Source organism: Pseudomonas sp. C6002 (assembly GCF_013385805.1).
Lineage (GTDB): Bacteria > Pseudomonadota > Gammaproteobacteria > Pseudomonadales > Pseudomonadaceae > Aquipseudomonas.
The window spans coordinates 14843-29813 of sequence record NZ_JACAPH010000042.1 but is presented as its reverse complement, the minus strand read 5'-3'; the positions used below and the strand labels follow the sequence as shown (position 1 = coordinate 29813).

At 62.5% G+C, this 14971-nt stretch carries 15 protein-coding genes; 4 read left to right on the top strand and 11 right to left on the bottom strand.

The window, feature by feature from the left end:
- Window positions 1-8 precede the first annotated feature (8 nt).
- From HX817_RS28205 to HX817_RS28160, 10 genes are all read right to left on the bottom strand, one after another.
- Window positions 9-596, bottom strand: coding sequence for a TetR/AcrR family transcriptional regulator (locus HX817_RS28205; RefSeq protein ID WP_023658972.1), 588 nt, complete (start codon window positions 594-596; stop codon window positions 9-11).
- 31 nt (window positions 597-627) lie between these two features.
- Entirely contained in the window at window positions 628-1380 is a 753-nt protein-coding gene (locus HX817_RS28200) for a 3-oxoacyl-ACP reductase family protein (protein ID WP_177041936.1), read from the bottom strand.
- A 134-nt stretch (window positions 1381-1514) separates the two neighbouring features.
- Window positions 1515-2444 carry a sel1 repeat family protein gene (locus HX817_RS28195; protein ID WP_177041933.1) on the bottom strand — a complete coding sequence of 310 codons (930 nt, stop codon included), beginning with the start codon at window positions 2442-2444 and terminating at the stop codon, window positions 1515-1517.
- Window positions 2445-2559: 115 nt separating this feature from the next.
- Window positions 2560-3495: an alpha/beta hydrolase gene (locus tag HX817_RS28190; RefSeq protein WP_003211755.1), complete on the bottom strand. Its 936-nt coding sequence runs from the start codon at window positions 3493-3495 to the stop codon at window positions 2560-2562.
- A 106-nt stretch (window positions 3496-3601) separates the two neighbouring features.
- Window positions 3602-3970 carry a Na+/H+ antiporter subunit G gene (locus tag HX817_RS28185; protein WP_003211753.1) on the bottom strand — a complete coding sequence of 123 codons (369 nt, stop codon included), beginning with the start codon at window positions 3968-3970 and terminating at the stop codon, window positions 3602-3604.
- Window positions 3967-4245 carry a K+/H+ antiporter subunit F gene (locus HX817_RS28180; protein WP_003211751.1) on the bottom strand — a complete coding sequence of 93 codons (279 nt, stop codon included), beginning with the start codon at window positions 4243-4245 and terminating at the stop codon, window positions 3967-3969. The genes HX817_RS28185 and HX817_RS28180 overlap by 4 nt, the downstream gene beginning before the upstream one ends.
- Window positions 4242-4730, bottom strand: coding sequence for a Na+/H+ antiporter subunit E (locus HX817_RS28175; RefSeq protein ID WP_003211750.1), 489 nt, complete (start codon window positions 4728-4730; stop codon window positions 4242-4244). Before HX817_RS28175 ends, HX817_RS28180 begins: the two co-directional genes overlap by 4 nt.
- On the bottom strand, window positions 4727-6409 hold the full coding sequence (locus HX817_RS28170) for a monovalent cation/H+ antiporter subunit D (RefSeq protein ID WP_177041931.1): 1683 nt from the start codon (window positions 6407-6409) through the stop codon (window positions 4727-4729). The genes HX817_RS28175 and HX817_RS28170 overlap by 4 nt, the downstream gene beginning before the upstream one ends.
- On the bottom strand, window positions 6406-6750 hold the full coding sequence (locus tag HX817_RS28165) for a Na+/H+ antiporter subunit C (protein WP_003192163.1): 345 nt from the start codon (window positions 6748-6750) through the stop codon (window positions 6406-6408). The genes HX817_RS28170 and HX817_RS28165 overlap by 4 nt, the downstream gene beginning before the upstream one ends.
- Window positions 6750-9671 carry a monovalent cation/H+ antiporter subunit A gene (locus tag HX817_RS28160; protein ID WP_003211746.1) on the bottom strand — a complete coding sequence of 974 codons (2922 nt, stop codon included), beginning with the start codon at window positions 9669-9671 and terminating at the stop codon, window positions 6750-6752. The genes HX817_RS28165 and HX817_RS28160 overlap by 1 nt, the downstream gene beginning before the upstream one ends.
- A gap of 186 nt (window positions 9672-9857) precedes the next feature.
- On the opposite strand from HX817_RS28160, the gene HX817_RS28155 reads away from it, so the two are divergent.
- Window positions 9858-11435 (top strand): ABC-F family ATP-binding cassette domain-containing protein, encoded by a 1578-nt coding sequence (locus tag HX817_RS28155; protein ID WP_177041929.1) that lies wholly within the window; start codon window positions 9858-9860, stop codon window positions 11433-11435.
- Window positions 11436-11441: 6 nt separating this feature from the next.
- On the opposite strand, the gene HX817_RS28150 is transcribed toward HX817_RS28155, so the two are convergent.
- On the bottom strand, window positions 11442-12362 hold the full coding sequence (locus HX817_RS28150) for a DMT family transporter (protein ID WP_008432448.1): 921 nt from the start codon (window positions 12360-12362) through the stop codon (window positions 11442-11444).
- 92 nt (window positions 12363-12454) lie between these two features.
- Between HX817_RS28150 and HX817_RS28145 the strand changes: the two genes are divergently transcribed.
- The 3 genes from HX817_RS28145 (at window position 12455) to HX817_RS28135 (ending at window position 14970) form a co-directional block, all read left to right on the top strand.
- Window positions 12455-13018, top strand: a complete 564-nt coding sequence (locus HX817_RS28145; RefSeq protein ID WP_003211741.1) for a helix-turn-helix domain-containing protein — start codon at window positions 12455-12457, stop codon at window positions 13016-13018.
- Between the two features lie 152 nt (window positions 13019-13170).
- The gene (locus tag HX817_RS28140; RefSeq protein ID WP_134326982.1) at window positions 13171-13536 is read left to right on the top strand and encodes a hypothetical protein; all 366 of its coding nucleotides are present in this window, start codon (window positions 13171-13173) and stop codon (window positions 13534-13536) included.
- A 237-nt stretch (window positions 13537-13773) separates the two neighbouring features.
- Window positions 13774-14970, top strand: a complete 1197-nt coding sequence (locus HX817_RS28135; RefSeq protein WP_177041926.1) for an SfnB family sulfur acquisition oxidoreductase — start codon at window positions 13774-13776, stop codon at window positions 14968-14970.
- The last annotated feature ends 1 nt before the right edge of the window (window position 14971 follow it).

The following is a 14971-nucleotide window of genomic DNA, read 5'->3' as shown; positions in this document are numbered from 1 at the left end:
TGGGCTGATCACGCGTTTGCGCTGAGCGCCCGCAGTGCAAAACCCGCAATGCGCTCCAGCTGCTCAGTGGTGGCGCCGCCCTTGCTGGCGACTTTCATGCCGCTGAGGGTGGCCATCAGAAAATCACACGCGCCCGAGCGATCGGTGCCGACGGTCAATTCGCCTTGTTCCTGCGCACGCTCCAGCGTCTGTTCGAATGCATTGCGCAAGCGTTCGGCGCTGTGGGCGGTGAGTTGATTGATCTCATCATCTTCCAGGCCGAACTCGCAGATGGCATTGACGCCCATGCAACCCGCCGTTCCTTCCCGCAGGGCGCGGGTGGCGAAGGATTGCAGGGTGTCGTGCAGTGCCTGCAGCGGGGTCGGGCCCTGGTTCAGGCGCTCGATCAAGTCGTCGACGCCGGTGCGCTGATACTCGGCCATCGCCAGCAGGTACAACTGACGTTTGTCGCCAAAGGTGTTGTACATGCTCTGGCGGCTCAGTCCCATTGCCTGCATCAGTTCTTCAGTCGAGGCCGCGGCAAAACCCTTGTCGCAGAAAACCCGGATGGCCTCGCGCAGCACCTGGTCGCGGTCGAATGCTCTGGGTCTTGCCATGGTTACCTCGGAGGAAATTGCAGGTGAAGGCTCAGGCCAGGTAGCCGCCATCAATGGTCATGCTTGCGCCGGTGACAAATGCCGCTTCTTGGGACGCGAGATAAGCAACCATGCCGGCAACATCGTCGGCGGTACCTACGCGGCCCAAGGGAATCAGGCTTTTGATCATGTCCGCATGGGGCCCGTCTGCCGGGTTCATGTCGGTGCTGGTCGGGCCCGGCTGCACGTTGTTGACGGTGATGCCGCGCGGCGCGAAATCAATCGCCAGGCCGCGGATCATACCGGCGATCGCCGACTTCGTCATGCTATAGACGCTGGAGCCCGGGAAGCCCGAACGTTGGGCGACCACGCTGCCGACGGTGATTATTCGGTCACCCGTGTGCATCACCGCCGAGCTGGCCTTGGTCGCCGCAAACGTGGCCCGCACATTGACCGCAAACATTCGGTCGAAGTCTTCCAGGCTGAAGGTGTCGACGGTACCCATCAGCAGAATCCCGGCGTTGTTGACCAGGATATTCAAGGCGCCGAAATGCTCGACAGTGGCCGCGACCGCCCGTTCTATTGCCGCCACATCGGCGCTGTCGGCCTGAATCGCCAAGGCTTTTCCGCCCTTGCTTTCGATCAGGCCAACCAGCGCTTGCGCCTTGTCGGCAGAGGAGGAATAGGTAAACGCGACCGCTGCACCTTCAGCTGCAAGCCGGCGGACAATCGCTTCGCCGATACCGCGGGAACCGCCGGTGACCAGGGCGACTTTGTGGTTGAAGCGAGGGGTGTGAGCTGTCATGGGGGAGGCCTGAGGTTTAGTGGATTAAATAATCCACTAAACCGTACCAGCCTGGAAATACTTAGCCAAGCTGTTTTTGGATTAATTAATCTTTAACTGCCGGATGTGCTCTCGAATCCTTCATCAGACGCTGGTCATTTCAGGTCGCTGTAGGTCAACCTGAACTCCGACAGCGCCGGGTGCTCGGTTTTCCACTGGCGGCCATACGCCTTGGCTGTTTCCATTTCTTCGGCAGTCAGCGCGCTGGCCAGTTGTTGCAGGTAGCCTGCGGCATCGGCGTGCCGTGGGTTTTGCCGGGTACTGTCCATGACCAGCCAGTAGAGCCCATAGGCGTGGATTTTGTTCTCGGGGTAGTGATAGCGGTTGGTGCCACTTTCATCGATATCGAACCCGCCGAGCGCACCGGCATAGGTCATGACGCCATCAAGGTCATTCAGCGCCAGCCGTTTTTCCAGGTGTATGCGCTGGTACGAGAGGTTGCGGTAGTAGGTCTGCATGTTGGCCAGCCACTTCATCGCTGGCGGGAAGCCCTTGAAGGCCGCATACCTGAGCATGGAGTCGCGGTTGTCACTGGCCTCCGGGTTTTTGTCGTACAACAGCGCCGCAATGTAATAGGCCTCGGCGCAGCCGGCATCACCTGCCTTTCTCAGCCACGAGCGATCTTTGGTCAGTTCATACAGCTGCAGCATCGCTGCGCCGTCGCCAGCATCGGCACCTGCCTGGGCGAGGGTCTTCGCCTTGGCCAGGTTGGTTTCGCCACCCAGGCGCATCAGGGCGTACACATGATCCTGGGCGGCGGCCAGGCGGTACCACGCCTGGGCATCGGGGTCGACACTGCCGACCCGGCGCCGGATGGCTTCGCCCAGGGCGTATTGGGACGGCGCATCGCCGGCCGAGGCGGAGATGGTCAGGTGGATTTCGCACTCTTCGAATTCACCGAGTTGATACAACTCGAGACCCCGCTGCTTGGCTGCCTGTTGCTGGCTCGTCAAATGTGAAATCAGCGCATTCAGCGAGTTGAGCAAATCAAACAGCGTGGTCAGTGCATCGGAATGGGTATACATGATCATTACCTGTATCGGGATACGTTGTCCGATAAAGGTAGGTGGAGCGGTGGGGCCCAAGGTGACAGATAGTTATCGGCAGGAGCGCTACCTTTCCCGCGCTCTGGGCAACCCCTCAAGCGCTACGGCTGCCACGTATTGCCTGGTCCAGAAACAACGCCGCATTCGCCACGGCCTGCATGCCTTCGGGCAAGATTGCCGCAAACAAATGCCAGACATGAAACATCCCAGGCCAAACCTCCAGCGACACGCGTACCCGGTTTTCCCCCAGGTGGGTGGCCAGGCGCATGGCGTCGCTGAGCATGACTTCGTTTTCGCCGATCTGCACCAGAATGGGCGGCAATCCCCGGACGTCCGCGAACACCGGCGATGCATCGGGATCATTCGGCAGCGCGCCGTTGAGAAACGCTTTTGCAAGCAGCGTCAGCCCCAGGCGGGAGGCTTGCGGGTCGAGGCCGTCACGGTTGTCGATGGAGGCGCCGGTGTGTTCCAGGTTGGCCCACGGCGACAAGGCGGCGCCCCCGGCGGGCAGTGGCAGGCCTGCGTTGCGGGCCTTGACCATCACCGACACCACCATTGCGCCGCCGGCCGAATCGCCCGAGAACACTATGGACCTGGGGTCATTGCCCTGGTCGAGCAGCCAGCGATAAGCCTGCAACGTGTCATCAATAGGTACGGGGAACGGATGCTCGGGCGCCAGGCGGTAGTCGGGCAGGTAGACTTTTGCACCCAGCAGTTTTGCGAAGTGGCCGGCAAGGCCCAGGTAGCCCCGCGGGCTGCCGCCGACATAACCACCGCCGTGGATGTAAAGCAGCACCCGGTCACCCTCAAACCCATCAGGCACGACCATCATGCCCGGTACGCCACCCATATCGACGTCACAAAAGCTGACACCGGCGGGAATCGGATGGGAACAAAGCACCTGCTCATAAGCCTTGCGCTGCTCATTGAGGGTGAGGGTGGTTTCCTGGCCCGTGAGAAATGGGCCGAAGTCAGCGGCGCAGGCAACCCACGCGTCGAGATGGGCCTGGACAAGGGGAGTGAATGCCATGGGGGAGAACCTCATAAAGTGATCCCGATACCGGGATTAGCGATTGAGGTTCTATTTTATGGATTCTATTGGAGAACGAATTTCACCACTGCGGCGCCTGCCGGGATCAGCTGCCGCTGTCAGTGCGACGGCTACTGACTTCAGCCGGCACATCATCCCCAGCCATGCGCTTGCGGAACAGCGCAGTGCGTGCCAGCAATAACGTGGTCACCGGCACCGTGATCGATAGCAGAATCGGGATCAACCAGCCGTGCAACACCGGCCCGGACTTGAGCACCGAAAAGTAGATGATCGAGGCCAGCGCCACACACCAGGCGCCCAAGGTCGAGGCCAACGCCGGCGGGTGCATGCGCTGGAAGAAGTCTTTCATCCGCAACAACCCAATCGCCCCAATCAGCGCAAACAGGCTGCTCAGCACCAACAATACCGCGACGATCACTTCAACCCACAGCGGCAACACATCGACATTGATCATTCGATCACCTCCCCACGCAGCAGGAATTTCGCCAGGGCAAACGACCCCACAAAGCCAAACAGCGCAATCAACAGCGCCGCTTCAAAATACGTGTCACTGGCATACCGAATACCCAGCACCAGCATCATCAGCATGGCCAGGATGTACAGGTAATCCAGCGCCAGGACCCGGTCCTGGGCCGACGGGCCTTTGAACAGGCGCACCAGGGTCAGCACCATGGCCAGGGAGAACAGGAACAGGCTGAACAGGATCGCATTGGAGAGCAGGGCGCTCATTCGAAGATCTCCATCAGGGGCCGTTCGTAGGCGTGTTTGAAGTGCTCGATAAACTGCGCTTCGTCATCCAGGTCGAACACGTGGATCAGCAGGACGCTGCGGTCCAGGGCCAGTTCCGACCATACGGTGCCCGGCGTCACGCTGGTGATCATCGCCAGCACGGCCAGGCCGTTGGCATCCCGCAGGTCCAGGGGGATCTTGATAAAGCGCGAACGCGGTGGGCGCGAGCCGCAGGTCAGGATGCCCCAGGCCACGGCGAGGTTGGAGATGATCACGTCACGTCCCACCAGGAAGAACAAACGGATGATCACCCCCGGGCGGCGGATGCGGATCGGCAGCGGGCGCAACGGCGCCATCATCAGCGGTGCGGCAAAGCCGAGGATTGCCCCCAGCAGCAGGTTGCCGGGGCTGACGGACAGGTTCAGCACCAGCCACAACAACCACAATGCCAATGACAGCCACGGGGCAGGGAACAGGCGCTTCATGGCTGCACCTCCAGGGCGGCGGCCTTGGCTTCAGGGCTCGGCACCGGACGCGTCGCCATGACCGCCATCACATAGTGTTCCGGGTTGTTCAGGCTCTCGGCGGCCGCCTGGGTATAGCGCATCAGCGGCTCGGCCTTGAACGTCAGGGCGATGCTCAGGCCCAGCAGGAAGAAAATCGGCACGCATTCGAAGCGGCGCAGCAGCGGCGATGGACGTTCTTCCGGGGTCCAGAAGCGCTGGATGCCGAGGCGGGCGAAGGCGATCAGCGAAGCCAGGCCGGAGAAGATCAGCAGTGCCACCAGGCCCCAGGCGGCCGGACGCACCGATTCGTCGATGGCATTGCCCAGGCCCATCGGGTTGATCAAGGCGCTGAGCAGGCTGAGCTTGCCGATAAACCCGGACAGCGGCGGCATGCCGATGATCAGCAGGGCGCAGGCGATAAAACTCAGGCCGAGGAACGCCACCGTCCAGGGAATCACCTGGCCGACCACGGCTTTCTGTTCATCGTCGAGGTTGGTGCCGGGCGGTGGATGCAGGGATTCCATGGCCTTGGGCAGGGCTTCGATTTCGTCGTCCAGGGGCATGTCGTTGGCCGAGCGCGAACGCTCGATCAATTCGGCCAGCAGGAACAGCGCACTCAGTGCCAGGGTGGAGCTGACCAGATAAAACAGCGCCCCGGCGGTCAGGCTTGGCTGGGCAAACCCCACCGCCGACAGCAGGATCCCGGCGGACACCAGAATGCTCAGGCTGGCCATGCGTTCCAGGCGTTGCGCCGCGATCATCGCCAGCGCCGCGCAGACGATGGTTGCCATGCCGCCGTAGATCAGCCAGTCGCCGCCAAACAGTGCCGAGGCACCCGCCTGGCCGGAGAACAGCAGGTTCCACAGACGCAGCACGGTGTACACGCCGACCTTGGTCATGATCGCAAACATCGCCGCCACTGGCGCACTGGCCGAGGAGTAGGCAGGCGCCAGCCAGAAGTTCAGCGGCCAGATCCCGGCCTTGGCCAGGAAGGCGACGGCGAGGATGCCCGCACCGGCATGCAGCAGGCCGCGATCGGCTTCCGGCACCAGGGGGATTTTCAGTGCCAGGTCGGCAAAGTTCAAGGTACCGGTGACGCCATAGATCAGCGCCGCGCCAATCAGGAACAAGGTCGAGGCCAGCAGGTTGATCGAGATGTAATGCAGCCCCGCCGACACCCGCGCCCGGCCGGAACCGTGGAGCATCAGGCCGTAGGACGCCGCCAGCAGCACTTCGAAAAACACGAACAGGTTGAACAGGTCGGCGGTCAGAAAGGCGCCATACAGGCCCATCAGCTGAATCTGGAACAGCGCATGGAAACTGGTGCCGGCCCGATCCCAACGGGCCATGGCGAACAGCAGGGCGCTGACGCCAATGATCCCGGTGAGCACCAGCATCATCGCCGAGAGTTGGTCCACCACCAGCACGATGCCGAACGGCACCTGCCAGTTGCCCGGCAGGTACACACCGATGGAGCCGGGGCCGCCTTTCTGGGTCCAGTACAGCAACAGCACGGCGATGCCCAGGCCCACCATGCTGGAGAACAGGTTGATCCGCGCCTTGAGCGGGCGGTGCTTCTCGCCGAGCATCAGCATCAGCGCGGCGGTCAGCAACGGCAGCAGGATCGGCGCGATGATCAGTTGATTCATCCAGGTCATTCCTTGGGCTCCCGGCCGTCCACATGGTCAGTGCCGGTCAGGCCCCGGGATGCCAGCAGCACCACCAGGAACAGTGCGGTCATGGCGAAGCTGATCACGATTGCCGTCAGCACCAGGGCCTGGGGCAGCGGATCGGTGTAGTTGAGCAAGTCTTGCGGCACGCCATCCTTGATGATCGGCTCCTTGCCGATGAACAGGCTGCCCATGCTGAAGATGAACAGGTTGACCCCGTAGGAGAGCAGGCACAGGCCCATCACCACCTGGAACGTCCGTGGCCGCAGGATCAGCCAGACGCCGGAGGCCGCCAGGACCCCAATGGCAATTGCGATGACTTCTTCCATCAGGCGGCTCCTCCTGGGCTGGCAACGGCTTTCGCCTGGTTACTGGGTTTATGGGCGCGCACCGATTGGTGGCCGAGGGCGGTGAGCATCAGCAAGGTCGAGCCGACCACCATGGCGTACACACCGACGTCGAAGAACAGCGCGCTGGCGACGTGGATGTCCCCCAGCACCGGCAGGCTAAAGTGCCAGGTGTGCGTGGTGAGGAACGGGTAACCGGCGAGCAGTGCGCCCAGCCCGGTCAGGGTTGCCGACAACAAGCCAAAGCCCATCCAGCGCATCGGCCGCAGGCTCATCTGCGCCTCGACCCACTGGGTACCGGCGACCATGTATTGCAGGATGAACGCGACGGACATCACCAGGCCGGCGACAAACCCGCCGCCCGGTTGGTTGTGCCCACGCATGAACAGGTAGAACGAGACAACCAGCGCAATCGGCAGCAGCAGGCGCACCAGCACCGCCGGCACCATCATGAAGCCCAGGGCGGTGTCGCTGGCCTGGCGCGGGTTGATCAGGTCGGTGGCCACGTCGGGTGCCAGTTGGCGCTGTTGCGCGGGCAGTTCCATGCTTTCCTTCGACGGACGGAAGCGGCGCAGCAGGGCGTAGACGGTCAGCGCCACGGCGCCGAGCACGGTGATTTCTCCCAGGGTGTCGAAGCCCCGGAAGTCCACCAGCATCACGTTCACCACATTGCTGCCACCGCCTTCTGGCAGGGCACGGCTGAGGTAGAAGGAGGAGATGTCGTTGGGGGTCTGGCGGGTCAGCATCGCGTAGGAGAGCAGCGCCATGCCGCCACCGACCACGGTGGACAGCAGGAAGTCCCGCAGGCGGCGGATGCGTGCCTTGCGCAGCGAGCTGGGCAGTGGGGAAACTTCTTCGATCCGCCGTGGCAGCCAGCGCAGGCCCAGCAGGATCAGCACGGTGGTGACCACTTCCACCACCAGTTGCGTCAGCGCCAGGTCTGGCGCCGAGAACCAGACGAAGGTCACGCAGGTCACCATCCCGCACACGCTGACCATGGTCAGGGCTGCCAGCCGGTGGTACTTGGCTTGCCAGGCGGCGCCCAGGGCGCAGGCGATTGCCAGCAGCCACAGGGTGACGAACACGATGGAGCCCGGGATCTTCGGCCGGTCGCCCCAACTGATGCCGCTGTAGAGCATCGGGATCAACCCGGCGATCACCGCCGCCAGCACCAGCAGGAACAGCTGGGTTTGCAGGCGTTTGGTGCTGATGCGTTTTTCGATCTTGCGCACCCCGCGCATCATCACCACCAGGCAGCGCTCGAAGCCGCGCTTGCCGTTGAAGTAGCTGATGATCGGCGGGTATTTGAAGCGGCCCAACTTGAGTTGCTTGCGCAGCAGCAGATAGAGCACCACGCCGCCGGACATGGCCACCAGGCTCATGATCATCGGCGCGTTCCAGCCGTGCCAGATGGCGAGGCTGTACTCCGGCAGCTCGCCGCCGACCACCGGCAAGGCGGCAGCGGCGAGGATCGAACCGACCACCTGGGCCGGGAAAATCCCCACCAGCAGGCAGGTAAACACCAGCAACTCCACCGGCGCACGCATCCAGCGTGGCGGCTCGTGCGGGGTGTGGGGCAGGTTGGTGGCCTTGGGGCCGAAGAACACATCCACGGTAAAGCGCAGGGCATAGGCCACGCTGAAGGTACCGGCGATGGTGGCGATGACCGGCAGGGCGATTTCCACCCAGGCGGTGGCGGAGATAAATACGGTCTCGGCGAAGAACATTTCCTTGGACAGGAAACCGTTGAGCAGCGGCACGCCGGCCATGGACGCACTGGCGACCATCGCCAGGGTGGCGGTAAACGGAATCAGCTTGAACAGGCCGCTGAGCTTGCGGATGTCACGGGTGCCGCTTTCGTGGTCGATGATCCCCGCCGCCATGAACAGCGATGCCTTGAAAGTGGCGTGGTTAAGGATATGGAATACGGCGGCGACAGCGGCCAGCGGGCTGTTGAGGCCCAGCAGCAAGGTGATCAGCCCGAGGTGGCTGATGGTGGAGTAGGCCAGCAGGCCCTTGAGGTCGTTCTGGAACATGGCGCAATAAGCGCCGAGCAGCAGGGTAATGGCGCCGGCACCGCCGACAATCCAGAACCACTCTTCGCTGCCGGACAGCGACGGCCACAGGCGGGCCAGCAGGAACACGCCGGCCTTCACCATCGTTGCCGAGTGCAGGTAGGCCGACACCGGCGTCGGTGCAGCCATGGCGTGGGGCAGCCAGAAGTGGAAGGGGAATTGCGCGCTTTTGCTCAGGGCGCCGATCAGCACCAGGGCGAGCATGATCGGGTACAACGAATGGGCACGGATCTGATCACCGGCAGCCAGGACCTGGTCCAGGTCGTAGCTGCCGACGATATGCCCGAGCAGCATCACCCCCGCCAGCAGGCACAAACCGCCCGCGCCGGTGACCATCAGCGCCATATAGGCGCCACGCCGGGCATCGGCGCGGTGGTGCCAGTAGCCGATCAGCAGGAACGAGAACAGGCTGGTGAGCTCCCAGAAAAACACGATCTGGATCAGGTTGCCGGAGATCACCAGGCCAAGCATCGCACCCATGAAGGCCAGGAAAAACGCGAAGAAGCGCGGCACCGGGTCTTCCGGCGACATGTAATACCGGGCGTACAGCGACACCAGGGTCCCGATGCCCAGCACCAGCATCGAGAACAACCAGGCAAAACCGTCCATGCGCAATACGAAGTTCAGCCCGAGGCTGGGCAACCACATGAATTCTTCACGTATCACGCCACCATGGGCGATCTGGGGGTAGAGCAGGGCGACTTGAACCGTCCCGACCAGGGCCACAAGGCCGGCCAGCAGGGACTCTGTGTTGCGTGCGTTGTGCGGCAGCAAGGCCGCCAGACAGCTGCCGATAAAAGGCAGAAGCAGTAGAACTATCAGGGACATAGGCTTCTAATCTGCGGGAGTTTGGGATGCATCATACGTGCCGGAATCTTGATCACCAAACGGCAAGATGTGGCAGGATCCTACAAGGTAGGCTGAAAAAGGCTGTTTGGCATTGTTTCAGTGCCCGTATCCAGGACAGGTATGCTGTTCAAAGGTTTTTTTCAGCCTGTTGCATAAGGACGTGTGATGACCCAGCGATTGCTCCACCTTGACCATGTCGCCTGCAGCCTGCCGGATGGACGCAGCCTGTTCGACAACCTGAACCATGCCTTCAGCGCCCGTGCGACCGGCCTCGTGGGGGCCAACGGGACGGGCAAGTCCTTGTTGGGCGCAATGCTCGCGGGCACCCTGCAGCCCACCCGCGGGCATGTGCGCCGCGAGGGCAGTGTGTACGCGGTGACGCAACTATTGGAGCCCGAGCGCTATCCCAGCGTGGCGGCGCTGGCAGGTGTCGACCAAGTGCTGGCGGCGTTGGCGCGCATCGCCGAGGGCAGCGTGGACGAACACGACCATGCACTGGCCGTTGATCAATGGGATTGCGCGCCTCGACTGGCGGCGGCCCTGGAGCAAATCGGCCTGGGGCACTTGACTGCCGACTCGCCAACCGCGGCCCTCAGTGGCGGCGAACGCCAGCGCGTCGCTTTGCTGGGCGCCTGGTTGTCGAGGGCAGACTGGTTGATCCTCGATGAGCCCAGCAACCACCTGGACATCGATCAGCAGCACAAGCTTGCCCAGCAGATTGATCGCTGGTCCGGCGGCCTGGTGCTGATCAGCCATGATCGCGGGCTGCTGGAGCACATGGACGAGATTGTCGAACTGTCGCCCAAGGGCTTGGCGGTGTACGGCGGTAATTACAGCCACTACGCGGCGACACGGGAGCAGGAGCAGCAGGCGTTCCAGTCGGCGTTGCAGGGGGAGCGCGCGCACGCCAAACGTGAGCAGCGTGAAGCGGTTATCCAGATGGAGCGTCAGCAGCGCCGCAATGCCCGGGGCGACCGCCAGGCCCGGGATGGCAACCAGACCAAACTGATCACCAACGCCCAGAAAGAGCGCAGTGAAAACAGCCAGGGCAAGTTGCGCCTCAACCAGCAGCTGGCGCGTGAGCAGCAACAGCAGCGGATCGCCGAGGCGCGTGCGCGGTGTGCGCCGGAGATCCAGCGCATGATGCTGTCGCCGGAAAGCGTGGTGCCCCAGGGCAAGCTGGTGTTGCAGTTGAACGACGTGGTGTTGCCGTTTGGCAGCCCGGCGCCGATCAATCTCACCCTGACCGGCCCGATGCGCATGGCGATCCTGGGAGCCAATGGCAGTGGTAAGTCGACCCTGTTGCGGGTGATTGCCGGCCAGTTGCCGGTGGCTGCCGGTGAGTTGGTGCGCAGTTGCCATATCGGCTGGCTGGACCAACACGCCGGGCTGGAGCACCCCGAGCGCACGGCGGTGCAATGGCTTTACGAAAGTAATCCGCTACTGGCGGAAAGCGAAGCGCGTACCCGGCTGGCGCAAATGGGCATCGATGCCGACCGGGCGGTCCTCGATACGCGCCAACTGAGCGGCGGCGAGCGTCTGAAAATTGCCCTGGCCGCACAGCTCTACGCCCAGCATCCGCCGCAATTGTTGTTGCTGGACGAACCCGACAACCATCTGGACTTGCCCAGCCGGATTGCCCTGGAGCAAATGCTCAATCAGTACCAGGGCGCGCTGATTGTGGTGTCCCATGACGAGGCGTTCCTGCAGGCCATCAACCTGGACGGTGAGTTGCGCCTCTGAGGCCGTTCAACCCTGGTTTTCATGTTCCAGTTCGGCCTGGGGCTCGGCGAGCCGCTGCCGGCGGGTTTTCATCTCACTGACAATCACCGCCGCCACGATCAACGCCGCGCCCACCATGGCAATCGGTGGGAACCGCTCCCCGGCAATCCGCCCGACTACGCCGGCCCACACCGGCTCCCCGGCATAAATCAGCGTGGCGCGAGTCGGCGAGACGCTTTTCTGCGCCCAGTTCATCGCCACCTGAATCACCGCGCTGGTCAGCCCCAGGCCCACCGCGCTGAACAGCAGCAACCAGGAAAACCCCGGCAGCGCCTCGCCCATCGGCACCACCATCAGGAACGACAGCACCGACGCCGTGGCCAGTTGCACCACCGTTACCCGGCGTACATCCACCTGCCCGGCAAAGGCGCTGATCAGGATGATCTCGGCGGCAATTGCTACCGCACCGATCAACGTGGCGATTTCACCGGGGCTGAAATTCAATGATGCCCCGGCCGGGCCGGTCAGCAGCATCAGCCCGGTAAACGCGAGCATGATGCCGATGCTCGGCATCAACCCCGGCCGCCGTCCCAGTACCAGCCATTGCAGCAGCGGCACGAATGGCACATACAGCGCAGTAATAAATGCCGACTGGCTGCTCAGGATCGTCTGCAAGCCAATGGTCTGCAAACCGTAGCCGAACATGATCGCCACACCGATAAAGCAGCCAGCCTTCAATTCAAACAGCGTCAGGTTCCGCAGGCTGCGGAATGAGAACGCCCCGACGATGAGCGCCGCCGCAGCAAAACGCAGGCCGACGAAAAACATCGGGCCGCTGACGGCCATGGCGTGCTGCACCAGCAAAAAGGTGCCGCCCCAAAACATGGTGATCACCACCAATACACATTCGGCTTTGCTGAAACGGGAAAACAATGGGGAGGTGGTCATGGCGGCTCGGTCTTGCACAGGAAGGGCGCGGACCGCACAATGCGCCGCAAGCTGGGCAGTATACTGCGCAACCCCACCCTGTGAGCAATATAGTGCACAAAGAAAATCCGCAACGGGCCTCGGTCCTGCAACACGTCAGCCAGAACGTTCGGCGCCTGCGCCATGCGGCTGAGTTGAGCCAGACGGCGCTGTCCGAAAAATCCGGCGTCAGCCGGCGCATGCTGGTGGCAATCGAGGCGGGGGAGAAAAACGTCAGCCTGTCGACCCTCGACCGGGTGGCCGAAGCCCTGGACGTGGCCTTCAGCGACTTGATCCAGGCCCCGGATGCCGCTGATCACAGCCGTATCAACGAACTGGCCTGGGCCGGTGACATCCCCGGCAGCAAAGCCGTGCTGCTGGCCAAGGCCACCGCGCGTCGCGAGGTGGAACTATGGGAGATGCGCCTGGAGCCCGGCGATCGCTACATGCCTGAACCGGACCCCGAGGGTTGGAGCGTGCAGTTGTTTGTGTTCGAAGGCACCCTGACGCTGGTGCTGGGGGATGAGGAAAAAAACGTCGCCACGGGTGAGTTCCTGATGTTCGCCAGCCGCTACCTTCACGCCTATCGCAATGACGGCGACGTGGCAGTGCGGTTTGTGCGCAACGTGGTGATTTAAGACTCTTGGCTTTGAGTGTTGTCAACTGTCAGATTTCACAGCTTACATCAGCGTTGGATTGAATCTAGTGTGGGAGTTACTGCTCAGAGAACTGGCTCAATCGGAGCGCGGGCGGAAGGGGCAGTTGGCTTCACTAAATGGAGAGCACACTGATGACAGCGCAAGACTCAAAGCACATCAAGAGTAGTGACTTGCTTCCCCGTCCACGCATTAATCCCTCTCACGGGAACCATGTGAATTATCCCGAGATGCAGGGTGGGCAAGCCTCGATCATTATTCCCGCGTACCCGGGCCTGGCCATTGGGCAAACAATCAGGTGGACGGTCAGGGGGAACGGCTTGCTGTTTGGTCACATCGAGGTAAAGTCGCTGGAGCACCAATACAAAGATGTTGTGAACGGTATTGTCTTCCGCCGTGAGGTGGTGGAGGCAAAATATGGCGTGCGTCAAGATGGACATGACGAGCGCCTTTCTGACCATAGTTTTTATATCGTGGACGACCGTCCTGCCGACGCCTGAGTGGTAGTGAGTTGGCTTTCAATACCGAAGTCAGTGTCGCCGGTATTGAAAGCCACCACGGGGCCTTGCTCCCGGATGATCAACTGTTGGCAGCGCAACAGTGGTTGGACACTTTGCTGTTTTGAACTGCCAACGACTTCCCTGATATACCGGCAACCCGCTGATTTCATTGCACATTGCATTCGGGCACGACTCCTGCAATCACTCCAGTATCTCTCTGGAGCCTGGAGTCGGCCCATGTCAGCCCAACCCCTACAACCTGCCCACATCATCCGTTCGGACGCCGAGGCCATTGCGGTTGCCACCGAGTTGGCCAAGCGTTTTGCCGTGGACGCCGGCGTGCGCGACCGCGAGCGACGCCTGCCGGTGGCCGAGCTGGACGAATTCTCCGCCAGTGGTCTGTGGGGCATCACCATTCCCAAGGCCTACGGCGGCGCGGAAGTGTCCTATGTGACGGTGGCCGAGGTGATCAAGCTGATCTCCGCCGCCGACCCGTCCCTGGGGCAGATTCCGCAGAACCACCTGGGCGTCGTCGACATCCTCCTGCAAACCGCCAGCGAGGAGCAAAAGCAGCACTACTTCGCCAAGGTCCTGCAGGGCTATCGGTTCGGCAATGCCTTCTCCGAAGCCAAGAGCAAGAACGCCGGCACGTTTGACACACAAGTGCGCTTCGACGGCGACAGTGCGTACATCAACGGCGAGAAGTTCTACTGCACCGGCGCACTGTTCGCCCATATCGTGCCGACGGTGGGCGTCAACGAAAAGGACCAGGCGTTCATCGCCTTTGTCGAACGGGACGCGCCGGGCCTGCAAGTGATCGACAGCTGGGACGGCTTCGGCCAGCGCACCACCGCCAGCGGCGGCGTGACCCTCGACGGTGTGAAGGTGCCGCTGAGTGCGGTGATCCCCGCGCACCAGGCCTTCGACCAACCCACCGCCAACGGCCCGATTTCGCAGATCATCCAGGCGGCCGTCGACACCGGCATCGCCCTCGGGGCCCTGGAACAAGCCAAGATTCATGCACGCCAGGCCCGGCCCTGGATCGACAGCCAGCAGGATCACGGCTGGCAAGACCCGTTCACCATCGCCGCCATCGGCGACCTGGAATGGCGGGTCCACGGCACCGAAGCGATCCTCGCCAAGGCCGGCATTGCCGTCGACCAGGCCCTGGCCAACCCCAACGAAGACACCGTGGCCAATGCCTCGTTGGTCGTCGCCCAGGCCAAAGTGCTGTCGGCGGAAACCGCCTTGCTCGCCAGCAGCAAACTCTTCGAGCTGGCCGGCACCCGCTCGGTGTCCGGCAAGCACAACCTCGACCGCTTCTGGCGCAACGCACGTACCCACACCCTGCACGACCCGGCCCGCTGGAAATACCACCTGATCGGCAACTTCGTGCTCAACGGCGTCAAGCCCGCACGCCATGCCTGGAACTGAG